Annotated in this window: 20 protein-coding genes; 9 read left to right on the forward strand and 11 right to left on the reverse strand. The window is 72.1% G+C overall.

Translation table 11 applies throughout. The features are described from left to right. Positions 1-154 precede the first annotated feature (154 nt). Genes ACFCY7_RS29445 through ACFCY7_RS29455 form a run of 3 tightly spaced genes read right to left on the reverse strand, consistent with a single transcriptional unit; the run spans position 155 to position 3,575 of the window. Positions 155-1,048 (reverse strand): N-acetylneuraminate synthase family protein, encoded by an 894-nt coding sequence (locus ACFCY7_RS29445; RefSeq protein WP_376489092.1) that lies wholly within the window; start codon positions 1,046-1,048, stop codon positions 155-157. An 11-nt stretch (positions 1,049-1,059) separates the two neighbouring features. Further along, entirely contained in the window at positions 1,060-2,286 is a 1,227-nt protein-coding gene (locus tag ACFCY7_RS29450) for a cytidylyltransferase domain-containing protein (RefSeq protein ID WP_376489093.1), read from the reverse strand. Further along, positions 2,286-3,575: a DUF6716 putative glycosyltransferase gene (locus ACFCY7_RS29455; protein ID WP_376489094.1), complete on the reverse strand. Its 1,290-nt coding sequence runs from the start codon at positions 3,573-3,575 to the stop codon at positions 2,286-2,288. Before ACFCY7_RS29455 ends, ACFCY7_RS29450 begins: the two co-directional genes overlap by 1 nt. A 219-nt stretch (positions 3,576-3,794) precedes the next feature. Here ACFCY7_RS29455 and ACFCY7_RS29460 point away from each other — a divergent pair, with 219 nt between their 5' ends. Then, the gene (locus tag ACFCY7_RS29460) at positions 3,795-4,874 is read left to right on the forward strand and encodes a glycosyltransferase family 2 protein (protein ID WP_376489095.1); all 1,080 of its coding nucleotides are present in this window, start codon (positions 3,795-3,797) and stop codon (positions 4,872-4,874) included. Then, complete coding sequence (locus ACFCY7_RS29465; protein ID WP_376489096.1) at positions 4,871-6,220, forward strand: polysialyltransferase family glycosyltransferase; 1,350 nt, start codon at positions 4,871-4,873, stop codon at positions 6,218-6,220. The genes ACFCY7_RS29460 and ACFCY7_RS29465 overlap by 4 nt, the downstream gene beginning before the upstream one ends. Before the next feature lie 41 nt (positions 6,221-6,261). On the opposite strand, the gene ACFCY7_RS29470 is transcribed toward ACFCY7_RS29465, so the two are convergent. From ACFCY7_RS29470 to ACFCY7_RS29480, 3 genes are all read right to left on the reverse strand, one after another. Continuing rightward, complete coding sequence (locus tag ACFCY7_RS29470; protein ID WP_376489097.1) at positions 6,262-7,083, reverse strand: MerR family transcriptional regulator; 822 nt, start codon at positions 7,081-7,083, stop codon at positions 6,262-6,264. A gap of 44 nt (positions 7,084-7,127) precedes the next feature. Continuing rightward, positions 7,128-7,787, reverse strand: coding sequence for a leucine efflux protein LeuE (gene leuE, locus ACFCY7_RS29475; protein ID WP_376489098.1), 660 nt, complete (start codon positions 7,785-7,787; stop codon positions 7,128-7,130). Positions 7,788-7,870: 83 nt separating this feature from the next. After that, entirely contained in the window at positions 7,871-9,451 is a 1,581-nt protein-coding gene (locus tag ACFCY7_RS29480; protein ID WP_376489099.1) for a methylmalonyl-CoA mutase, read from the reverse strand. A gap of 199 nt (positions 9,452-9,650) precedes the next feature. Between ACFCY7_RS29480 and ACFCY7_RS29485 the strand changes: the two genes are divergently transcribed. Then, positions 9,651-10,541 (forward strand): peptidoglycan-binding protein, encoded by an 891-nt coding sequence (locus ACFCY7_RS29485; RefSeq protein WP_376489100.1) that lies wholly within the window; start codon positions 9,651-9,653, stop codon positions 10,539-10,541. Between the two features lie 156 nt (positions 10,542-10,697). Here the strand turns inward: ACFCY7_RS29485 and ACFCY7_RS29490 are convergent, their stop codons facing one another. Next, positions 10,698-11,822 carry a hypothetical protein gene (locus ACFCY7_RS29490; RefSeq protein ID WP_376489101.1) on the reverse strand — a complete coding sequence of 375 codons (1,125 nt, stop codon included), beginning with the start codon at positions 11,820-11,822 and terminating at the stop codon, positions 10,698-10,700. After that, complete coding sequence (locus ACFCY7_RS29495) at positions 11,822-12,511, reverse strand: RNA polymerase sigma factor (RefSeq protein WP_376489102.1); 690 nt, start codon at positions 12,509-12,511, stop codon at positions 11,822-11,824. The genes ACFCY7_RS29490 and ACFCY7_RS29495 overlap by 1 nt, the downstream gene beginning before the upstream one ends. A gap of 417 nt (positions 12,512-12,928) precedes the next feature. On the opposite strand from ACFCY7_RS29495, the gene ACFCY7_RS29500 reads away from it, so the two are divergent. Further along, the gene (locus ACFCY7_RS29500) at positions 12,929-13,672 is read left to right on the forward strand and encodes a Clp protease N-terminal domain-containing protein (protein ID WP_376489103.1); all 744 of its coding nucleotides are present in this window, start codon (positions 12,929-12,931) and stop codon (positions 13,670-13,672) included. Between the two features lie 7 nt (positions 13,673-13,679). On the opposite strand, the gene ACFCY7_RS29505 is transcribed toward ACFCY7_RS29500, so the two are convergent. From ACFCY7_RS29505 to ACFCY7_RS29515, 3 genes are all read right to left on the reverse strand, one after another. Further along, entirely contained in the window at positions 13,680-14,240 is a 561-nt protein-coding gene (locus ACFCY7_RS29505; protein ID WP_376489104.1) for a hypothetical protein, read from the reverse strand. Positions 14,241-14,306: 66 nt separating this feature from the next. After that, entirely contained in the window at positions 14,307-14,948 is a 642-nt protein-coding gene (locus ACFCY7_RS29510; protein ID WP_376489105.1) for a DUF4328 domain-containing protein, read from the reverse strand. 87 nt (positions 14,949-15,035) lie between these two features. Next, the gene (locus tag ACFCY7_RS29515) at positions 15,036-16,667 is read right to left on the reverse strand and encodes a glycoside hydrolase family 20 protein (RefSeq protein ID WP_376489106.1); all 1,632 of its coding nucleotides are present in this window, start codon (positions 16,665-16,667) and stop codon (positions 15,036-15,038) included. Between the two features lie 176 nt (positions 16,668-16,843). Here ACFCY7_RS29515 and ACFCY7_RS29520 point away from each other — a divergent pair, with 176 nt between their 5' ends. From ACFCY7_RS29520 to ACFCY7_RS29540, 5 genes are all read left to right on the forward strand, one after another. Beyond that, positions 16,844-17,461, forward strand: coding sequence for a 2-oxo-4-hydroxy-4-carboxy-5-ureidoimidazoline decarboxylase (locus ACFCY7_RS29520; protein WP_376489107.1), 618 nt, complete (start codon positions 16,844-16,846; stop codon positions 17,459-17,461). 192 nt (positions 17,462-17,653) lie between these two features. Then, positions 17,654-18,034, forward strand: a complete 381-nt coding sequence (sdhC, locus tag ACFCY7_RS29525) for a succinate dehydrogenase, cytochrome b556 subunit (protein ID WP_015035721.1) — start codon at positions 17,654-17,656, stop codon at positions 18,032-18,034. Positions 18,035-18,042: 8 nt separating this feature from the next. After that, complete coding sequence (locus tag ACFCY7_RS29530; protein WP_017239712.1) at positions 18,043-18,519, forward strand: succinate dehydrogenase hydrophobic membrane anchor subunit; 477 nt, start codon at positions 18,043-18,045, stop codon at positions 18,517-18,519. A gap of 25 nt (positions 18,520-18,544) precedes the next feature. Continuing rightward, on the forward strand, positions 18,545-20,299 hold the full coding sequence (gene sdhA / locus ACFCY7_RS29535; protein WP_376489108.1) for a succinate dehydrogenase flavoprotein subunit: 1,755 nt from the start codon (positions 18,545-18,547) through the stop codon (positions 20,297-20,299). Further along, positions 20,299-21,057 (forward strand): succinate dehydrogenase iron-sulfur subunit, encoded by a 759-nt coding sequence (locus ACFCY7_RS29540; RefSeq protein ID WP_147980872.1) that lies wholly within the window; start codon positions 20,299-20,301, stop codon positions 21,055-21,057. Before sdhA ends, ACFCY7_RS29540 begins: the two co-directional genes overlap by 1 nt. Positions 21,058-21,108: the final 51 nt, after the last annotated feature.

Here is a 21,108-nt window from a genome sequence, read left to right on the forward strand (position 1 = left end):
ATCCGGCGCAGCTGGCCCCGCGACATGGGGTCGGTCGGCGAGAGGACGACGACCGTGAGGGGCGCCGCGGGCTCGCCGGCGGGCGCCTGCGCGTGCGCCCACTCCAGGACGTTGAGGAGCTGGACCGGGCTCTCGACGAACGCCAGCTGCCCGGTCATGCGGCGACGAGCCCCTGGACCCGGCGGAGCTTCTTCATGGGGCCGAGCTCGGACTCGTAGACCTTCTTGACGCCGTCGCCGAGGGCCGTCTCGATGGTGCGGATGTCGCGGACGAGGCGCTGGAGGCCCTGCGGCTCGACGGAGGCGGCCTGGTCGGAGCCCCACATGGCGCGGTCGAGGGTGATGTGGCGCTCGACGAAGGCGGCGCCGAGGGCGACGGCGGCCAGGGTGGTCTGGAGGCCGGTCTCGTGGCCGGAGTAGCCGATCGGGACGTTCGGGTACTCCTCCTGGAGCGTCTGGATGACGCGGAGGTTGAGCTCCTCGGCCTTGGCCGGGTAGGTCGAGGTGGCGTGGCAGAGCAGGATGTTGTCCGAGCCGAGGACCTCGACGGCGTGCCGGATCTGCTTCGGGGTGGACATGCCCGTGGAGAGGATGACCGTGCGGCCGGTGGCGCGCAGCTCGCGGAGCAGCTCGTCGTCGGTGAGGGACGCGGAGGCGACCTTGTGGGCGGGGACGTCGAACTTCTCCAGGAAGGCGACGGCCTCGGTGTCCCACGGGGAGGCGAACCAGTCGATGCCGCGCTTGCGGCAGTGCTCGTCGATGGCGCGGTACTCGTCCTCGCCGAACTCCACGCGGTGGCGGTAGTCGATGTACGTCATGCGGCCCCAGGGGGTGTCCCGCTCGATGTCCCACTGGTCGCGCGGGGTGCAGATCTCCGGGGTGCGCTTCTGGAACTTGACGGCGTCGCAGCCGGCGTCGGCGGCGACGTCGATCAGCGCGAGGGCGTTGTCGAGCTCGCCGTTGTGGTTGATGCCGATCTCGCCGGTGACGTAGACGGAGTGGCCGGGGCCGGCGGTCTTCTCGCCGAAGGTGCGCAGACGGGTGTTCATGGTGCCGTTCCTTACGAGTCGGTGGTGGTGCGTGCGGGGGTGTCGAGCTCGGGTCCGAGGAGCCACGCGGCGATCTCGCGGATGGCTCCGGAGCCGCCGGGGGTGACGGTGACCGCGCGGGCCGCGGCCCGTACGGAGTCGTGGGCGCTGCTCACGGCGACGGGCCAGCCGACGAGGTGGAAGCAGGGCAGGTCGTTGACGTCGTTGCCGGCGTAGAGGACGCGCTGGGGGTCGATGCCCTCGGCGTCGCACCACTCCTTCAGGGCCCGGTCCTTGCGGTCGATGCCGTGCAGGACGGGGATCCTGAGCTTGCGGGCGCGGGCGGCGACGACGGCGTTCTGTTCGGTGGAGAGGATGAGGACGGGGAGTCCGGCGCGGCGCAGGGCGGCGATGCCGAGGCCGTCGCCGCGGTGGGCGGAGACGAACTCGCGGCCCTCGGCGTCGAGGTGGACCCGGTCGTCGGTCTGGGTGCCGTCGAAGTCGAGGACGACGGCGTCGACGTCGGCGAAGGTCGGGGTGGCGGGTTCGTCGAGGAGCGGCGCGAGGGCCTTGGCGCGGGCGAGGTCGTGCGGGTCGTCGATCTCCAGGACCCGCGCGGGGTCGGTGACGACGAGCGCGGTGCGGCCGAAGAAGCGGTGCCCGTGGGTGCGGAAGCCGGTGGCGTCCATGGCGTAGACGGCGCCGGTCTCCAGGTACTCGGGCTCCCGGTCCTGGCGGCGGGGGCGGTGCGCCTTGTCGTGGTTGACGCCGGTGGCCCCCGTCGCGCCGTCCTGGGGGTCGCGCCAGAGGAAGCCGTGCGAGGGGGCGGCCGTGAAGGCGGTGTCGGCGGCGCCCGAGGTGATCCGGTCGGCGGTCTCGGCGACCTCGGCGGAGGTGAGGAAGGGGCTGGTGCACTGGACGAGGAGGACGACGTCGGCCGGTCGGCCGTGGGTGGCCTCGAAGGCGTCCATGGCGTGCAGGACGGCCGCCTCGCTGGTGGCGGTGTCGCCCGCGAGTTCGGCGGGGCGGTGCACGGCCTCGGCGCCGGCGGTGCGGGCCGCCGCGGCGATGGCGGGGTCGTCGGTGGAGACCACGACGTGGGTGACCGGGCGGGCGCCGAGGCAGGCGCGGACGGCGCGGGCCACCAGGGGGACGCCGGCCACCGTGGCGAGGTTCTTGGCGGGGACGCCCTTGGAGCCGCCCCGGGCGGGGACGACGGCGAGCACGGTGGGGGTGTTCGGCGGGGGTGTCGTGGGCATCAGAGTTCTCCCAGGCGGCGGATGACGGGGGCGATGCGCTGCACGCCGTGGCGGTACGCGCCCCGCGCGGCCTCCCGGACGATCCGGCGCGGTCCGCTCTCGCGGGGTTCCGGCGCGGTGACGTCCAGGCGGTGGCGGGCGAGGATGCCGGGCAGGTAGCCGGGGGCCGACTCCGCGGTGTAGTAGGGGGTGATCGGGGGGCGCGCGGGCAGCGCGAGGAGTTCGGCGACCCGCTCGCGGGCGGCGTCGAAGGCCTTCTCGTACGGGGTGTCGGAGGCCACGCCCTGCCGGGCGAGCCAGGTCTCGTCGGGGGTCGGGGCGAGCCCCTTGTCGAGCCGGTCGAAGGAGGTCAGCAGGCCGGAGCCGACGAAGTGGTGGTTGCCGAGCGCCTCGCGGATCCCGAGGTCGGTGAGGATCGCGGTGGGGATCCGCCGGTGGAGGGCTTCGAGGGCGGCCGTGGAGGAGACGGTGACCAGGAGGTCGGTGCGGTCGAGGACCTCGCCCATGTGCCCGTACACGAGGCGGAAGTTGGCGGGCGGGTCGAGTGCGCGGACCAGCTTCTGGTACGGGAACTCCTCCAGGTGCGTGGTGTGTTCGCCGGGCTTCGAGCGGAGCTTGAGGAGCACCTCGCGGCCGGGGTGGAGGCGGGCGTGTTCGATCAACCGCCGCAGTACGTAAGTGCGTTCGGCCCGGGTGGCGGGGACGGACGGCTGGGCGGCGAAGACCAGGGTGTCGCGGCCGGTCTCGGGGGCGTACGGGGCGCCGCCGAGGAAGGGCAGCGCGGCCTCGACGACCGGGTCGGCCGCGGCGCCGACGCCCGCGTAGACGGCGCGGAAGCGTTCCGCGTCGTGGCGGGAGTTGGCGAGGACGACGTCGGCGCCGTGGCGCAGCAGGAGGCCGTCGGTCAGCTTCTCGTAGACGACGCCGACGTAGCCGGTGACGATCACCGGGCGCCGCTCCAGGTCCAGGTCGGCCAGGCCCTGGAGGACGGCCCGGACGGTGCCTCCGACGAGGGAGAGGACGACGAGGTCGTATCCCTCGCCGCGCTGCTCCGCGTCCCGTACCGCGCGCAGGAACTCGGCGCCCGTCACCTCGCGCGGGGCGGTCTTCGAGACCCCGGTCTCGGCGAGCTGGCGCGCGGTGGGCGTGGCCCGTCCGCGCAGGACGAAACCGGTGGGTTCGGCGGTCGCCGTCGTGATGCGGCGCGCGGTGAGGGCGCCCCATTTCCACCGGGTGTCGGAGTCGGCGAGCACGGCGACCCGTACCGCTTCTCGGTTGCTTCCTTGCACGCCGAGGACGCTAGAAGGGCATTCCGCTTTCCGTCCCAACTGGGCCGCAACAAAGGGTGAACAGAGCCTCTCCGACTTCTGAAGCGGCCCGATTTCCGGTCATCCGGGAGCCGGATTCCGATGCCGGTAAAGGCGGTTAATCCGTCCGCCGCCCGGTGTTCACCGGACATCCGCCCGCCGGTCGGTGGGAATGCCGGGTCGGCGCCTAACGTCGGCCTCGTGGTCAAGCTCTCCGTCGTCGTGCCGTTCTTCAACGTGCAGACATACGCCCCCGACACCCTGACGAGCCTGCGTGCCAACGCGCGGGAGGACTTCGAGTTCCTGCTGGTCGACGACTGCTCGTCGGACGGGACCCCGGAGCTCCTCGACCGGGCCGCGCGCGAGCTGCCGGGCGCCGTCCTGCTCCGGCACGAGCGGAACGAGGGCCTCGCCACGGCCCGCAACACCGGCCTCGACGCGGCCCGCGGCGAGTACGTCGCCTTCCTCGACGGGGACGACTGGCTGGCCCCCGGCCACTACGACCGCCTGGTCGCCGCCGCCGAGGAACTCGGCTGCGACTTCCTCCGCACCGACCACGTGTCCGTCACCGGCCGCACCCGCGCGGTGCGGCGGGCGCCGGTCCCCCGGCGCGGCGAGGTGCTGGCGCCGAGGGACGCGATCCTGCCGGCCCACCGGACGACCTCCGTCGACTACCCGTACGCCTGGGCGGGGATCTACCACCGGCGGCTCCTCGACCGGGGCCTGCTGCACTTCACGCACGGGCTGCGGACCGCCGAGGACCGGCCGTGGATCTGGCGGCTGCACCGCGAGGCGGAATCGTTCGCCGCGGTCGGCGAACTCGGAGTTTTCTACCGGCGGGGCGTTTCGACCTCGCTCACCCAGATCGGCGATGTACGGCAATTGGATTTCATCCGCGCATTCGACCAGGTGATCGAGGAAACGGCGAAGGACCGGGATGCCGACGCGCTTCTCCCGAAAGCCGTGCGCACGTATTGTGCGGTGATTTCCCATCACATCGGATCGATCGAACGGTTCGAGCCCGAGGTGGCACGGCAGCTCAGGGCGATGAGCGCGGGCGCGCTGCGGCGGATGCCGCAGGACGTCCTCGAAGAGGTCCTGCCCGCGATGGGCCCGGACCGGGCCGCGACCCTGCGCAGGCTGCGCCGCCGACGCCCGGCCCCACCCCCCGGCCCGACACCGGGCACCGGTACGGCCTCCGGCACGGGTACGGGCTCCGGCGTCGGCACGGGCTCCGGTGCCGGTGCCGGTGCGGGCTCCTCCGCGGAGGTGGCGGCGTGAGCGGCACCCCGACGCGTCCGCGGGCCACGCCCCGCCGGACCACGCAGATCTTCTGCGCCTCGACGCTCTACGGCGCGGTGACGCTCGCCGCCGCGCTCGACAGCGGCTGCTTCGGACCCGCGGACCGGCGGATCCTCCTCGTCACCAACAACGCGGCCGTGCCGGAGACGACCCCCGCCCTGGACGAGGCAGAGGGCTTCGCACGGCTGCGCGGCCGCTTCGACGACGTCCTCTCCTGGAACGAGGTGATCTCCCCGCTCCACCCCGCCGGCTGGACGCCCCGCGCGAGCGACCTGCCGCTCCTCCAGCGCCACCTGCGGCGGCTGTGGGGGCTCGGCGACGACCGGATCGAGCTGGCCCTGGAGTCCCTCCAGGTGACGCCCGCGCTCGCCGTCGCCCAGCTGCTGCCCGACGCGCCGATCACCGTGTACGCGGACGGCCTGATGAGCTACGGACCGACCCGCAACAAGATCGACCCGCTGATCGGCGGCCGGGTGGACCGGCTGCTCCACCTGGACCTCGTGCCGGGGCTCGCGCCGCTGCTGCTCGCCGAGTTCGGGGCGGTGGCCGAGACCGTACCGACGGAGGCGTTCACGAAGTGCGTCGAGGAGCTGGCGGAAGCCGCTCCGGGCCCCGCCGCCGAGGGCGACGGGCCGGCGCTGCTGCTCGGCCAGTACCTGGCGGCGCTCGACCTGCTGACCGTCGCCGAGGAGGAGGAGCTGCACCTGCGGATGGTGCGGGGCGCCGTCGCCCGCGGCCACCGCAGGCTCGTCTTCAAGCCGCACCCGACGGCCCCGGACGCCTGGTCGCGGACGCTGGTGCGCGCGGCGGAGGAGCTCGGCGCCGAACTGGCCGTCGAGCACCGGCCCGTGCTCGCCGAAGTGCTCTACCGCGAGCTGCGGCCCGCGCTCGTCGTCGGCTGCTTCTCCACCGCGCTCCTCACCGCGCACACCTTCTACGGGCTGCCGGTCGCCCGGGTCGGCACGCGCACCCTGCTCACGCGGCTCACCCCGTACCAGAACAGCAACCGGGTCCCCCTGACCGTGGTGGACACGGTCGTCCCGCCCCTGGAGCGCGGGGACGACGACGCGGAGGTCGGCACGGAGCAGCTGAACGACCTGGTCGCGGCGGTCGGCTTCGCCATGCAGCCGAAGATCCGGCCGGAGCTGCGGGAGGCGGCGGTACGGCACCTGTCGGGTCCGCTCGCCGCGCACACCCGGCACCACTTCACCCGCCGCCGCCTCACCGTCCTCGGCCTCCCCGGCGGCCTCCCCCTCCCCCGGCACCCGAAGGTCCGCCGGCTCGCCCGGCGCGCGCTGCGCCTGCGCAGGGCGCTGAAGCGGTAGCTCCGGGCAGGGCCGGGGGATCAGGCGCGGCCCGGGGGGGATCAGGCGCGGCCGACCGGCTCCTGGAGCTCGGTCACCCAGCCCGCCTGGTCCTCCGGGCACTCCAGGTACAGCTCGCGGGCGTACCCGGCGGAGGTGTAGCCGTTGGTGTCGATCCAGGCGGCGAGGGTCTGCGCGGTCGGCAGGATCGCGTCCATCGACCCGCGGTGGACGATGGTGGCCGCCTCCTCGATGCCGGGCAGGACGAGCACGTCGACGCCCTCGACGGCGGTTCCCTCGGGGACGGTCGTGCCGGCGTGCACGACGACCGAGCCGTTCCCCTCGCCCGCGTCCTCGTAGTACGCGATGCCCGGGCCGAAGCCGGTGACGCCCGCGGCCGTCAGGCGGCCGCACAGCTCGTCGTACAGCGGCCCGATGACCGGGGTGATGTCCTGCGGGCCGAAGCTCGCGGCGACCGCGCTCAGCTCGGCGATCCGCACGGCGGGGATCTTCTTGACGACGACGTCCTGGGTGGACATGCGTCCCTCGCTCTCGATGGCTCGGAGCCGCGCGCCGACCTGGGCGAGCCGGGCCCGCGCCTCCGTCACGGCCGATTCCAGCTCGGCCTGGCGCAGGCGCAGCATCCCCCGCAGCTCGTGCGCGTCGACCTGCTCGTCGAGGATGGCCCCCACCTGTTCGAGGGTGAAGCCGAGGTCCTTGAGCGCGATGACGCGGTTGAGCCGGGCGAGCTGGTCCGCCGTGTAGTGGCGGTAGCCCGTGAAGGGGTCGACCCGGGCCGGGTGCAGCAGTCCGATGGCGTCGTAGTGCCGCAGCATCCGGACCGACACCCGCCCGTGCCGGGCGAAGTCTCCGATGGTGAACATGACGACTCCTACGGAACGCCCTCACACGGTGTCAGGGTCAAACGTCAGACGGCGCTGCTGAGCGAGAGCTTCGCCGCGAAGCCGAGGAAGAGCGCGCCGGCCGCCGAGGTCGCGCCGGCGGAGAGCCGCTTGCGGCGGCGGAAGGCGGCGGCGAGCCGGGTGCCGCCGAATATCAGGGCGGTCAGGTAGAGGAAGCTGCCGACCTGGAGGATCGTGCCGAGGACGAGGAACGAGAACGCCGGGTAGGCGTAGCCGGGGTCCACGAACTGCACGAAGAAGGAGATCAGGAAGAGGATCGCCTTGGGGTTGAAGATGCTGATGAGCAGTGCGCGGCGGTACGGGTTCTCGCCGGCGCCCACGGCCGGGGACTCCTCGGTCTCCGCGGCGGCCGTCTCGCCCCGGGAGCGCCACGTGCTCCACGCGGCGCGCAGCATGCCGATCGCCATCCAGGTGAGGTAGCCGGCGCCCGCGTACTTGACGATCGTGAAGAGGAGCGGGGTCGTCTGGAGCAGCGACGCGGCGCCGAGCGCGGCCAGCGTCATCAGGATCGCGTCGCCGGTGAACACCCCGGCGGCGGCCTTGTATCCGGTCCGGGTGCCCTTGCGGGCGGCCACGGACAGCACGTAGAGCGAGTTCGGCCCCGGGAGGAGGACGATGAGGACGACGCCCGCGAGATAGGTCGGCAGATCGGTGACACCCAGCATGGTGCGGAGTGTCGCACACCATTGCGACACTCCGCTGTGACCTGTGTCTATGTGGTCCGGTGGCCCGGTGGTCCGGTGTCGGCTCAGAACGCGTCGGTGGGGACGTAGGTGCCCCAGACCTCGCGCAGGGCGTTGCAGACCTCGCCGACGGTGGCCCGTGCCTTGAGGGCGTCCTTCATCGGGTACAGGACGTTGTCCGTGCCTTCCGCGGCCTTCTTGAGCGCGGTGAGGGCCGCGTCGACGGCGGGCTGGTCGCGTTCGGCGCGGAGCCCGGCGAGCCGGTCGGCCTGCTGGGCCTCGATCGCGGGGTCGACGCGCAGCGGTTCGTAGGGTTCCTCGACGTCGATCGTGTAGCGGTTGACGCCGACGACGACCCGTTCGCCGCTGTCGGTCTCCTGGGCGATCCGGTAGGCGGAGCGCTCGATCTCGTTCTTCTGGAAGCCGCGCTCGATCGCGCTGACCGCGCCGCCCATGTCCTCGACCCGGGCCATCAGTTCCAGGGCGGCGGCCTCGACGTCGTCGGTCATCTTCTCGACGACGTAGCTGCCGGCGAACGGGTCGACGGTGGCGGTGACGTCGGTCTCGTAGGCGAGGACCTGCTGGGTGCGCAGGGCGAGGCGGGCGGACTTGTCCGTCGGCAGGGCGATGGCCTCGTCGAAGGAGTTGGTGTGCAGCGACTGCGTGCCGCCGAGGACGGCGGCGAGGCCCTGGACGGCGACCCGTACGAGGTTGACCTCGGGCTGCTGGGCGGTGAGCTGCACGCCCGCGGTCTGGGTGTGGAAGCGGAGCATCAGCGACTTGGGGTTCTTCGCGCCGAACTCGTCCCTCATCACCCGCGCCCAGATCCGGCGGGCGGCCCGGAACTTCGCGACCTCCTCCAGGATCGTCGTGCGGGCCACGAAGAAGAAGGAGAGCCGCGGCGCGAAGTCGTCGACGTCCATGCCGGCGGCGACCGCGGTGCGGACGTACTCGATGCCGTCGGCGAGGGTGAACGCGATCTCCTGCGCGGGCGAGGCACCGGCCTCGGCCATGTGGTAGCCGGAGATCGAGATGGTGTTCCACTTCGGGATCTCGGCCCGGCAGTACTTGAAGATGTCCGCGATCAGCCGCAGCGAGGGCTTCGGCGGGAAGATGTAGGTGCCGCGGGCGATGTACTCCTTGAGCACGTCGTTCTGGATCGTGCCGGTCAGCTGGTCCGCCGGCACGCCCTGCTCCTCGCCGACGAGTTGGTAGAGGAGCAGCAGGAGGGCGCCGGGGGCATTGATCGTCATCGACGTGGAGACCTGGTCCAGCGGGATCCCGTCGAACAGGACGCGCATGTCGTCGATCGAGTCGATCGCGACGCCGACCTTGCCGACCTCGCCGTGCGCGATCGGGGCGTCGGAGTCGTGGCCCATCTGGGTCGGCAGGTCGAAGGCGACCGACAGGCCCGTGGTGCCGTTGGCGATGAGCTGCTTGTAGCGGGCGTTGGACTCGACGGCGGTACCGAAGCCCGCGTACTGCCGCATGGTCCAGGGCCGGCCGGTGTACATCGACGGGTACACGCCACGGGTGAAGGGGTACGCGCCGGGCTCGCCCAGCTTCCGGTCGGGATCCCATCCGTCCAGGGCGTCCGGCCCGTAGACCGGCTCGATCGGCAGCCCCGACTCAGACTCGCGCGCCATGCGTTGTGCCTTCCGATAGACCTGCTACTCAGCGGTACGGACCCTCGCGGCGGACTGTAGCCGCGGGCGTGCGGGCCATGGAGAGCAGCACGCCGGGACCTTCCTCACAGCATGCGCGGTTCGTGGCACGGGTGCGCAACCGCACACGCGCGGGAAGCATCCCTAGGTAGGTACACACGACTCATCCCGGGGGGAAAAGATGAAGCGGACTTCGTCCGTCATAGGCAGAACCGCCGTGCGCGGCACCGTCCTGCGCAGGGTGGCGCTGGCAGCGGCAGCGGTGGCGCTCGCCGCGGGCTGTACGCCCGACGCGGTCGGTGGCGGCGACACCGCGGGCCCGACGCGGGCGCCCGCAACGACGTCGGCCACGCCCGGGACCGCGCCAGGGACGTCCTCCCCCGGCACGGACGGCAAGCCGCCGTCCCCCACCGCCACGCCCTCCACCGGCACGCCCGCGCCCAAGCCCCTGATGGCCGACGGCGACGAGAACGAGCAGGTCCGCGAGCTCCAGGCGCGGCTGCGGCAGCTCGACTTCTTCGACCGGGCCCCGACGGGGTTCTACGGGAAGATGACCGCGGGCGCGGTCGAGAGGTTCCAGAAGCGGCGGGGGCTGCCGGAGACGGGGTCGGTCGACGAGGCGACCTGGCAGCGGCTGGTCTCGCTGACCCGGAAGCCGACCGCCGACGAGCTGAAGCCCGCCACCACCAACAAGCTGGACACCCCGGACCCGCGGTGCATGACCGGCCGGGTGCTGTGCATCAGCAAGGAGAGCCGGACCCTCGCCTGGATGATCGACGGCAAGGTCGTCTCGTCGCTGGACGTCCGCTTCGGTTCGGAGAACACCCCGACCCGGGAGGGCCTCTTCAAGGTCGAGTGGAAGGCGAGGGAGTGGACGTCGACGATCTACCACACGCCCATGCCGTACGCGATGTTCTTCAGCCGCGGCCAGGCCGTGCACTACTCGGCGGACTTCGCGGCCCGCGGCTACAACGGCGCCTCGCACGGCTGCGTCAACGTCCGGGACCGGGCGAAGCTCTCGGCCCTCTTCGATGAGGTGAAGGTCGGCGACAAGGTCGTCGTCCACTGGTAGGCCGAGCGGGAGGAAGAAGGGGCGCGGGTGGGACCGGGGGAACGTGTCCCACCCGCGCCGGGTGCGCGGAGCCGTAGGTACGGGGGGAACCCCGGCTCACTGCGCGGCCGATGACCAGTCGGCACATTCCATACTGCGCCGACGGGCCGAGAAGTGTTACACCGGCAGCGGGACGCGTGCCTGGGCGGTGATTCCGGCGGGTGTTCCGGCCGTGATCCGGGCCGTGATCCCGGTGTCCGTTCCGGTGGGAGACCCGAGGGGCAGGGCGGCCGAGAGCGGGGCGGAGTCGCGGCCGCCGCCGTTCCGGGCGTCGCCGGACCCGGCGGCGTCGTTCCCGTCGCGGCCCTTCCCGTCGCGGCCGGTGTCGCCGGAGCCGTCTCGGTCCTCGTCCTTGGTGTCGCCGTCGGAGGTGTCCTTGGTGCCGCCCTTGGGCGCGTCGGTGCCGCCGGAGGCTCCGGTGCCGCCGGCGAGGATCCGGTCGCAGTAGCGGCGGAGGGTGTCGCCGTTCCGCAGGTCCCGGGTGAGCCGGTCCCGGCCGGCGATGTCGAGCTTTCCGGCCCGGTAGTCCCGGCAGGCCTTGATCTTCTTGCTCCGGAGGTCGGTGCCCGCGGTGCCGCCGGTGGCTCCGGTGTCGCCCTTGCCCGTCGAACCCGTGTCCGTGGTGGTCCTGCCGGGCTCCGGAGTGGACGTGCCGTCTCCGTCCGGGCCCTGGGTGGAGGGCGCGGTCGTGCCGGCGGAGGGGGACACGCCGGGCGTGCCGTCACCGCCGCCCGGTCCGGTCGGGGGTGCCTCGGGGTCCTGGCGTATGCCGGGCTCCTTCGAGACGAGCGGGTCCGGGGACTCGCCCGCGGTCACGGAGCTCGCGGGCGCGGGGCCCACCAGGGGCAGGACGCCGGTGCCTGCGGCGACGGCGACGCCGCCGACCGTGACGGCGGCGACCGCGGCGGCCAGCCCGTAGCGCAGGGAACGTCCCCAGCGGCGCGCCGGTGCGGCGACGGGGGCGAGCCGCACCCGGCCGAGCTCGATGCGGTCGGCCGCTCCGGCGCCCACCCCGGCGGGGGTGGCGGCGCGGGCGGCGCGGAAGGCGGCGAGGGCCGCCGCCTCACCCGGGAGTTCGGTGCCCGCGACCGGGGCGGCGGCCTGGGCGCGAGCCGCGCCGAGGGCCTCGGAGAGACGTTCCGCCTGGCCGCGCGCGTGGTCGTCGGCGGCATCGACCGGTTCGCCGCGGAGCAGCTGCTCCGCGGCGTCCTGGTCGAGCCACTGGTACCGCTCGTCGGCCATCACATGTCCTTCTGCGTACGCGGACGTGATTGCGTCACACCGCCGGGGGCCACGGGCCCCGGTCCGCGGCCGCGTTGCGGAGGGACACCGTCCAGGGGGACGACCGCCCCGACCGCCTCTGCCGACCCGTCCGTCACACCGTCGACCCCGAGGAGCTCGGCGAGTTTCTTGAGGCCGCGGTGTGCGGCCGTGCGGACCGCGCCGGGGCGTTTGCCCAGGGTGTCGGCGGCGCTCTTGGCGTCCAGGCCGACGACGACGCGCAGCACGACGGCCTCGGCCTGGTCCTGCGGGAGCTGGGCTATGAGTCGCATGGTGTGGCCGGTGGCCAGGGCCTCCAGGGCCTCGCCGGCGGTGTCGGAGTCGGCGGGCTTGTCCGTCAGTTCGGTCTCGTCGCCGCCGGACGCGGGGCGTCTGCCGCGCATCCGGATGTGGTCGAGGGCGCGGTTGCGCGCGATCCGGGCGGCCCAGCCGCGGAAGCGGTCGGCGTCGCCGTCGAACCGGTCGAGGTCGCGCGCGATCTGGAGCCACGACTCCGAGGCGACGTCCTCGGCGTCGGCTTCGCCGACCAGTGTCCGTATGTAGCCGAGCAACCGGGGGTGCACGGCGCGATACACAGTCCGGAACGCGTTCTCGTCCCCGTCCTGCGCAGCGTGCACCGCGGCCGTCAGCTCCGCGTCGTCCCCCAGCACTCCCCAAACCCTGTTCGTCGGTCGCGTCGGTCGCGGCGCCGCGGCTGGTCACGACCGCCACACTGCCTCGCGCACCTGCACGCTACGTCGTGTCGCGGCACCGCGTCCACGCGGTCCGGGGTCTTTGTACAACTTGAAACCTTCAGCGACGCCTCGCGGCGTACGTGCGGGTGCACGTGCGGTGTGACAGAAAACGCACGGGTGGCGCTGTATGGAATACGGAGCCGTGCTGCGGCTCCGTGGATGACGACCGGGGCCTCTCCTGTGGGGGGTGGCGGCCCCGGTCGTCTCCCTTTTCCCTCCCTTTTTCTCGTTTCCCTCCCTTTCGCGACCCGTCTCCGCCCTTGGGCGAACTGCACCCTTCGCACTGTCAACCGACGGTTGACAGTGCGAAGGGTGTCAACCTACGGTTGCCTCATGACGAATCCAGTCGGCCTGAATGTCCCTGTCCGTCTCGACGAGCTCATCGAAGCGATCAAGAAGGTCCACCCCGACGCACTGGAGCAGCTCTCCGGCGCCGTCATCGCGGCGGACCACCTCGGCGATGTCGCCGACCACCTCATCGGCCACTTCGTGGACCAGGCCCGGCGCTCCGGCGCCTCCTGGACCGACATCGGCCGCAGCATGGGCGTCACCCGCCAGGCGGCCCAGAAGCGTTTCGTCCCCAAGGAACCGGACGCGGAGAAGATGGACCCGAACGCCGGGTTCAGCCGCTTCACCCCCCGGGCGCGGAACGTCGTCATGGCCGCGCAGAACGAGGCCACGGCAGCCGGCAACGCCGAGACCCTCCCGGCGCACCTGGCCCTCGGCCTGCTCGCCGAACCCGAGGGGCTCGCGGCGCTCTGGATCACCGCGCAGGGCGTGACCCTCGACCGGGTCCGCGAGGCCGTCGCGGCGACCCTGCCGCCGGCCGCCGCCGAGGTGCCCGCGCTCGTCCCGTACGACGCGGCGGCGAAGAAGGTCCTGGAGCTGACGTTCCGCGAGGCCCTGCGCCTCGGCCACAACTACGTCGGCACCGAGCACATCCTGCTGGCCCTCCTGGAGCACGAGGACGGCGAGGGCGTGCTGAGCGGCCTCGGCCTGGACAAGGCCACGGCGGAGCGGGAGATCGCGGAGACCATCGCCTCGATCGCGATCCAGGCGCCGGCGGCTTCGGAGTAGCGCCCCCTCAGGCGGTGCGGGCCCGGCGCGAGACGACCGCGCGCAGCACCCGGCCGCCCTCGACGGAGAGCTCGCGCGCCCGGCGCAGTCCGGTCGGGCCGTGGGCGACCGATTCGAGGACGGCCTGCTGCCTGCGGAGCTCCCCGGCGAGCAGCGGGCCCGCGCCGTCGGCGTCCCCGCCCCGGCAGCGGTCGACGAGGCCGTCGGGCACCCCGGCGGCGTCGTACCGGCCGTGCAGGGCGAGGGCGGTGACGGAGCATCCACCGGCCCAGGCGCGCAGGGTCTCGGCCGTCCAGGCGGCCGGGGCGTCCGCCAGCATCCCGCGGACGGCCGCGGCGTCCGGCGTGCCGTCGGCGTCGAGCTCCACCCGGGCCTTGGCGACGGCCTCGCCCCAGGCCGCTCCGTCGCCGCGGGCGACGGCCGCCCACACCGGCCGCAGCGCGTCGCCCCCGTCGGGGGCGAGCAGCGGCAGGCAGCGGTCCAGGCAGGCGAGACCGGCCGCGGCCAGCCCTCGCTCGTCGGCCCCGTCGATCAGTTCCAGCAGGCTCCGGCCGTTCCCCGACGTCATGGACGCCTCCTCGCCACCCGATGCGGACGCAGTACTTCCACTACTGCGCCGGGTGGCGCCTTTTCGTCACTGCGCGGCCGGAATCATGCCAGTGGCCTTGGTGTGCTGCATAGAGGTCAGACGCCGGACGACGAGGATGGCGAGGACGGCGGCGACGGCGTCGAGGACGTAGCCCACGAGGGACCACCGCGTCGCCATGACCCACGTCCCGGCGGTCTCCGCCGTCTTGTACATCTGGCCGGAGACCCAGTTGACCAGCGTGCCCACGACCCAGCACGCCCACCAGCCGTTGAGCAGCCGCAGCTCGCCCCTGCCGTCGGCGGCGTACGGCTCCCAGCGGCTGGCTCGCCAGATCCCGACGGCGATCGACCGCGGGATCCAGAGGTTCCCGAACGGGATGAACCAGCAGCCGACGGCGTACCCCGGCGTACGGGTGTGCAGGTCGGGGGCCCAGATCTCGGCGTTCCTCCGCAACCGGTGGAACCACATGACGAAGACGGTCGCGGTCGCCAGGAACACCATGAAGGAGAGACCGGAGGCGATGACCCAGTCCAGCGGTCCGAGTGCGTCCACGTCGTACGGGACCGTCTCGTCGGCCAGCAGGTCGCGGACGTCGAACGCGCCGAGCAGGACGTCGAAGACGACGTTCGCCGCGAGCAGGACCACGACCGCTTTCGCCAGGCCGTTCGGGCTCTTGAGTGTGAGCAACTGGTTCCCCCCAGGAACGCGCGGCGGCCCGATGGCCGTCGCCGGGGGAACGTACGCGATCGGGTTCGACCGCGTCCACGGCGGTGCTCAGCGCACCTTCGCCGCGAGCGCCTTGAACTGCTCCCAGGTCAGGGGCGGTTTCTCCGGGTCCCACACCTTCTGGGCGAGTGCCGCGAGGGGCAGCCGGATGCCGGCCGCCACCTGCGCCTGGGTCTGGGCCCGCGACAGGTCGCACCAGACGGCGAGCCGGCCGCCGAGGATCCGGGCGTCGTACTTCGCCGGCACGGGGGTGGAGCCGCGCAGGACGCGGGGGGTCCACTGCTCGTAGATCCGGCGGCCCGTGGGGTACGGGAAGTTATTGGGCTCGCCCAGGATGTAGTAGAGGTAGTCGTCGTTGAGGTTGACCACCTTGCGGCCCTCGCTCAGGTACGACACGGGCAGCCGGGCACCGATCTCGCGGCCCGTCCAGTACTCGACCTCCAGGTCCTCGGCCGGGCTCACCACCCCGCCGGTGAAGAAGCCGTCGTTCCAGGCCTTGAGGGTCTTGCCGGTGGGCCGGACGACGGCCGCGCGGTCGTTGAGCCAGCCGGTGGCGAGGTCCTGGACGCGGGCGGAGGGCCCGTACTTCGCGACCGCGGCCCGCGCCAGCTTCGGGTAGCTCGCCTCGGGGTTCTTCGACATGAGGGCGACGTACTCGTCGGCGCCGAGGTGCCAGTACGCCCCCGGGAAGAGCCCGGTGTACTCGCGCAGCAGCTCGTCGACGATCTTCGCCGAGGCCGGGTTCGCGATGTCGACGGTCCCGCGCGGGGCGCGGCCGCTCGCGCTGACGAGCTGGAGGTCGGGGTGGGCGGCGATGACGGCGCCGAGGTGTCCCGGCGAGTCGATCTCGGGGATCACGGTGATGTGGCGGCTCGCCGCGAGCGCGATGATCCGCCGCACCTCGGCCTTGGTGAGGTGCTGGGCGGAGACGACCTCGGGGTGGCTGTCGGACTGGATCCGGAAGCCCTGGTCGTCGGAGAAGTGCAGGCCGAGCTGGTTGAGCTTGAGGTCGCCCATCTCCCGGACGCGGTCCTCCAGCCAGGCGGCCGTGAAGTACTTGCGGGCGATGTCCACCATGAGGCCGCGCTGCGGCTTCGCGGGCCGGTCGGTGACGGTCCCCTCGGGCATGGCGCCGGTGGCCTTCACGGACTGCTTGAGGGTGCGGGTGCCGTAGAAGACCCCGGCCTCGTCGGGACCGCTGATCCGCACCCGGTCGCCCCGGACGGCGAGGGAGTACGACTCGGGCGCGCCCGACCCGCCGAGGGCCAGCTCGACGTCCCCGGGCCCGGCGGCGACGGCTCCCCGGTACGGGATGCCGAGCTCCCCGGCTATCAGCTTCCCCTCGTCGGCGAGACCCGCGCTGCCGGCGGCGATGACGACCCCGCCGGTGGGCCCCGGCTTCCAGCCGGGACCGCGGGCGGCCTCGTGGGCGCGCACGGCGGGGACGGTCCGCGGCGCGCTGGAGAGGGGGTAGGCCTTGGTGGGCGTCGGGGTGGGGCTGGGCGGCGGCGGGGCGCTCGTGGGCGCCGTGCTCGCCGAGGCGCCCGGGGAGGACGGGGCGGACGGGGCGGAGGGCCCTGACGGGGATCCGCCGGAGCAGGCCGCCACGGTGGCCAGCGCCACCGCGGTCGCCATCAGCGCGGGGCCCCGGTGGGACCCCCGAAGGGAGTACCGCATCATTCGGAATCCTCCCGTACGGACGGCGGTCCGGCCAATCGGGGGACGGAGCGGGGGCGGGATCCCGGCCCGGTTCCCCGGCGGACCGGAATTCGTTCGTCCATCACATGTTCCGAAACTCTCCCTTCCGGGTGAAATTCGCGCATCCGTCGGACACTTCCCTCATCCCGTCGATAACGTTGCGTCACGCCCACCCCACCCGTCCCGGAGTACCGGAGCCCACGCTGACCAGCGACACGCACGCCCCCTGCCGGAAGCCGGGCTCCGCGGACACGCCTGCGATACCTGCCCAGCAGACCCACCCCCGGCACACCGGCGGTCTCGTCGGGTTCAACGCGGCCACGCCCGCCGAGGCCGAGGCCCTGCTGCTCTCCTGCTGCCACAGCCGCCGCTGGGCCGAACGCGTGGCGGCGCACCGCCCGTACCCGACGGTGGACGCCCTGCTCGCCGCCGCCGACGAGGCCGGATACGACCTGTCGCGGGCCGAGCTCGACACGGCCCTGGCCGCCGAGTCCTCCGCCCTGCCGCACCCCGGGGCGCCGCCGGCGGCGCGGACGGCGCTGCGGGCCGCCCACGCCGCGTACGAGAGCAGCTTCGGACACGCGTTCGTGATCAGCCTCGACGGAGTGCGTCCCGGGGAGCGGCTCGACCAGGTTCTGGCCGGCATCCGGTCACGTCTCGGCAACGAACCGGAGGAGGAACGGGTCGTCGCCGCCGACGAACTGCGCCGGCTCGCCCGCGCCCGGCTGGCGTTCCGGCTGGCCGAGGGGCTCACACCGCGACACTCCGGGTCGTGATTACGTCCGTAATGCGGCGATTCCGGCCTGCGCGATAGCCCGTCCGTGCCTGTTTGATCACACCGATGGACCCCGCGCGAGCGAACCGACAAGTCGTCGCTACGATGACCGGGGCCGGTGGACCGTACCCGGCCGGGTCTGACCGACAGAGAAGCCGGCCGGCCCTGATCCCCGCTCCCGGAGGGTTTTTCCGTGCCGGCTGGAACGCTGTACCGCGGCCGGGAAGGAATGTGGAGCTGGGTGGCTCATCGAGTCACCGGCGTCCTCATCTTCTTCTTCCTGTTCGTACACGTGCTGGACACCGCTCTCGTCCGCGTCTCCCCCGAGGCGTACGACGAGGTGGTCGCGACCTACAAGACGCCGATCGTCGCTCTTCTGGAGTACGGCCTCGTCGCCGCCATCCTCTTCCACGCGCTGAACGGCCTCCGGGTCATCGCCGTGGACTTCTGGTCCAAGGGCCCGCGCTACCAGAAGCAGATGCTCTGGACCGTCGTGGGCATCTGGGTCGTGCTGATGGCGGGCTCGCTGTACCCCGTCCTCGGCCACGCCGCACGTGAACTGTTCGGGAGCTGACGCCACTCATGTCCGCTGACACCTCCGCCGCGATCGGCCCCGTCGAGGGCGGCTCCCACTACGACGTGGAGAACCCCGCGCCGTACATCGAGGCCCCCCGCAAGCGCACGGGCAAGACCCCGCGCGCGACCCGCGGCAACTTCGAGATGGCCGCGTGGCTCTTCATGCGCCTCTCGGGCGTGGTCCTCGTCGTCCTGGTCCTCGGCCACCTGCTGATCCAGCTCTTCCTGGACGGCGGCGTCTCCAAGATCGGCTTCGCCTTCGTGGCCGGCCGCTGGGCGTCCCCGTTCTGGCAGGTCTGGGACCTGCTGATGCTCTGGCTCGCCATGCTGCACGGCGCCAACGGCCTCCGTACCGTCATCAACGACTACGCGGAGCGGGCCAACACGCGCCTGTGGCTCAAGGGCCTGCTGTACACCGCCACGGTGTTCACCATCCTTCTGGGCACGCTGGTGATCTTCACCTTCGACCCGAACATCCGCTAGGCACGGGGCTGAGGTAATCCACGTCATGAAGATCCACAAGTACGACACCGTCATCGTCGGCGCCGGTGGCGCCGGCATGCGCGCGGCCATCGAGTCGACGAAGCGCAGCCGCACCGCCGTCCTGACGAAGCTCTACCCCACCCGCTCCCACACGGGCGCGGCGCAGGGCGGCATGGCCGCCGCGCTGGCGAACGTGGAGGAGGACAACTGGGAGTGGCACACCTTCGACACGGTCAAGGGCGGTGACTACCTGGTCGACCAGGACGCCGCCGAGATCCTGGCGAAGGAGGCCATCGACGCCGTCCTCGACCTGGAGAAGATGGGCCTGCCGTTCAACCGGACCCCGAACGGCACCATCGACCAGCGCCGCTTCGGCGGTCACTCCCGCAACCACGGCGAGGCCCCGGTCCGCCGGTCCTGCTACGCCGCGGACCGCACCGGCCACATGATCCTCCAGACGCTGTACCAGAACTGCGTCAAGGAGGGCGTGGAGTTCTTCAACGAGTTCTACGTCCTGGACCAGCTCATCGTCGAGGTCGACGGTGTGAAGCACTCCGCGGGCGTCGTCGCCTACGAGCTGGCCACCGGCGAGATCCACATCTTCCAGGCCAAGGCCGTGATCTACGCGTCCGGCGGCACCGGCAAGTTCTTCAAGGTGACCTCCAACGCGCACACCCTGACCGGTGACGGCCAGGCCGCCTGCTACCGCCGCGGCCTGCCCCTGGAGGACATGGAGTTCTTCCAGTTCCACCCGACGGGCATCTGGCGCATGGGCATCCTGCTGACGGAGGGCGCCCGCGGTGAGGGCGGCATCCTCCGCAACAAGGACGGCGAGCGCTTCATGGAGAAGTACGCGCCGGTCATGAAGGACCTCGCGTCCCGTGACGTCGTGTCCCGCTCCATCTACACGGAGATCCGCGAGGGCCGCGGCTGCGGTCCCGAGGGCGACCACGTCTACCTGGACCTGACGCACCTTCCGCCGGAGCAGCTCGACGCCAAGCTCCCGGACATCACCGAGTTCGCCCGTACGTACCTCGGCATCGAGCCGTACACGGACCCGATCCCGATCCAGCCCACCGCGCACTACGCCATGGGCGGCATCCCGACCAACGTCGAGGGTGAGGTCCTGTCGGACAACACCACCGTCGTCCCGGGCCTGTACGCGGCCGGCGAGGTCGCCTGCGTGTCGGTGCACGGCGCCAACCGCCTCGGCACCAACTCGCTGCTGGACATCAACGTCTTCGGCAAGCGCTCCGGCATCGCCGCGGCCGAGTACTCCGCCAAGCACGACTTCGTCGAGCTGCCGGAGAACCCGGAGTCCCTCGTCGTCGCCACGATCGAGAAGCTGCGCAACTCCACGGGCAGCGAGCGGGTCGCCGACCTGCGCCGCGAGCTCCAGGAGACGATGGACGCCAACGTGATGGTGTTCCGTACGGAGCAGACCATCAAGACGGCCGTCGAGAAGATCGCCGAGCTGCGCGAGCGCTACGAGAACGTGTCCATCCAGGACAAGGGCAAGCGCTTCAACACGGACCTCCTGGAGGCCATCGAGCTGGGCAACCTGCTCGAACTGGCCGAGGTCATGGCCGTCTCGGCCCTGGCGCGCAAGGAGTCCCGCGGCGGTCACTACCGCGAGGACTACCCGAACCGCGACGACGTCAACTTCATGCGCCACACCATGGCGTACCGCGAGGTCGGCGAGGACGGCTCCGAGACCGTCCGTCTCGACTACAAGCCGGTCGTCCAGACCCGCTACCAGCCGATGGAGCGTAAGTACTGATGGCTACCCCCGTACTGGACAAGGTCGAGGCGGAGTCCGCCGCCTCCCCGTACATCACGGTCACGATGCGGATCCGCCGCTTCAACCCCGAGGTGTCGGACGCGTCGGTCTGGGAAGACTTCCAGATCGAGATCGACCCGAAGGAGCGTGTGCTCGACGCCCTCCACAAGATCAAGTGGGACGTCGACGGCACGCTGACCTTCCGTCGCTCGTGCGCGCACGGCATCTGCGGCTCGGACGCGATGCGGATCAACGGCAAGAACAGGCTCGCCTGCAAGACGCTGATCAAGGACATCAACCCCGAGAAGCCGATCACGGTCGAGGCCATCAAGGGCCTGACGGTGCTCAAGGACCTCGTGGTCGACATGGAGCCGTTCTTCCAGGCGTACCGGGACGTCATGCCGTTCCTGGTCACCAAGGGGAACGAGCCGACCCGCGAGCGCCTGCAGACCGCCGAGGACCGCGAGCGCTTCGACGACACCACCAAGTGCATCCTGTGCGCCGCGTGCACGTCGTCCTGCCCGGTCTTCTGGAACGACGGCCAGTACTTCGGTCCGGCCGCGATCGTCAACGCGCACCGCTTCATCTTCGACTCGCGTGACGAGGCGGGCGAGCAGCGCCTGGAGATCCTGAACGACAAGGACGGCGTGTGGCGCTGCCGCACGACGTTCAACTGCACCGACGCGTGCCCGCGTGGCATCGAGGTCACCAAGGCCATCCAGGAAGTGAAGCGCGCGCTGATCACGCGACGTTTCTGACCTCCGGTGTGGCGGGAAAGCCCGCTTCTGTACGCTGCGGCGTGCAGGAGC

This window comes from Streptomyces sp. NPDC056361, assembly GCF_042262805.1.
Taxonomy (GTDB): Bacteria; Actinomycetota; Actinomycetes; order Streptomycetales; family Streptomycetaceae; genus Streptomyces.

What these genes read in the sequence shown, in the direction of transcription:
- ACFCY7_RS29450 (WP_376489093.1), bottom strand. Translation starts at nt 2,286, where the DNA reads ATGCCCACGACACCCCCGCCGAACACCCCCACCGTGCTCGCCGTCGTC.
- ACFCY7_RS29445 (WP_376489092.1), bottom strand. Translation starts at nt 1,048, where the DNA reads ATGAACACCCGTCTGCGCACCTTCGGCGAGAAGACCGCCGGCCCCGGC.
- ACFCY7_RS29485 (WP_376489100.1), top strand. Translation starts at nt 9,651, where the DNA reads ATGAAGCGGACTTCGTCCGTCATAGGCAGAACCGCCGTGCGCGGCACC.
- ACFCY7_RS29490 (WP_376489101.1), bottom strand. Translation starts at nt 11,822, where the DNA reads ATGGCCGACGAGCGGTACCAGTGGCTCGACCAGGACGCCGCGGAGCAG.
- sdhA (WP_376489108.1), top strand. Translation starts at nt 18,545, where the DNA reads ATGAAGATCCACAAGTACGACACCGTCATCGTCGGCGCCGGTGGCGCC.
- ACFCY7_RS29505 (WP_376489104.1), bottom strand. Translation starts at nt 14,240, where the DNA reads ATGACGTCGGGGAACGGCCGGAGCCTGCTGGAACTGATCGACGGGGCC.
- leuE (WP_376489098.1), bottom strand. Translation starts at nt 7,787, where the DNA reads ATGCTGGGTGTCACCGATCTGCCGACCTATCTCGCGGGCGTCGTCCTC.
- ACFCY7_RS29480 (WP_376489099.1), bottom strand. Translation starts at nt 9,451, where the DNA reads ATGGCGCGCGAGTCTGAGTCGGGGCTGCCGATCGAGCCGGTCTACGGG.
- ACFCY7_RS29470 (WP_376489097.1), bottom strand. Translation starts at nt 7,083, where the DNA reads ATGTTCACCATCGGAGACTTCGCCCGGCACGGGCGGGTGTCGGTCCGG.
- ACFCY7_RS29515 (WP_376489106.1), bottom strand. Translation starts at nt 16,667, where the DNA reads ATGATGCGGTACTCCCTTCGGGGGTCCCACCGGGGCCCCGCGCTGATG.
- ACFCY7_RS29540 (WP_147980872.1), top strand. Translation starts at nt 20,299, where the DNA reads ATGGCTACCCCCGTACTGGACAAGGTCGAGGCGGAGTCCGCCGCCTCC.
- ACFCY7_RS29500 (WP_376489103.1), top strand. Translation starts at nt 12,929, where the DNA reads ATGACGAATCCAGTCGGCCTGAATGTCCCTGTCCGTCTCGACGAGCTC.
- ACFCY7_RS29530 (WP_017239712.1), top strand. Translation starts at nt 18,043, where the DNA reads ATGTCCGCTGACACCTCCGCCGCGATCGGCCCCGTCGAGGGCGGCTCC.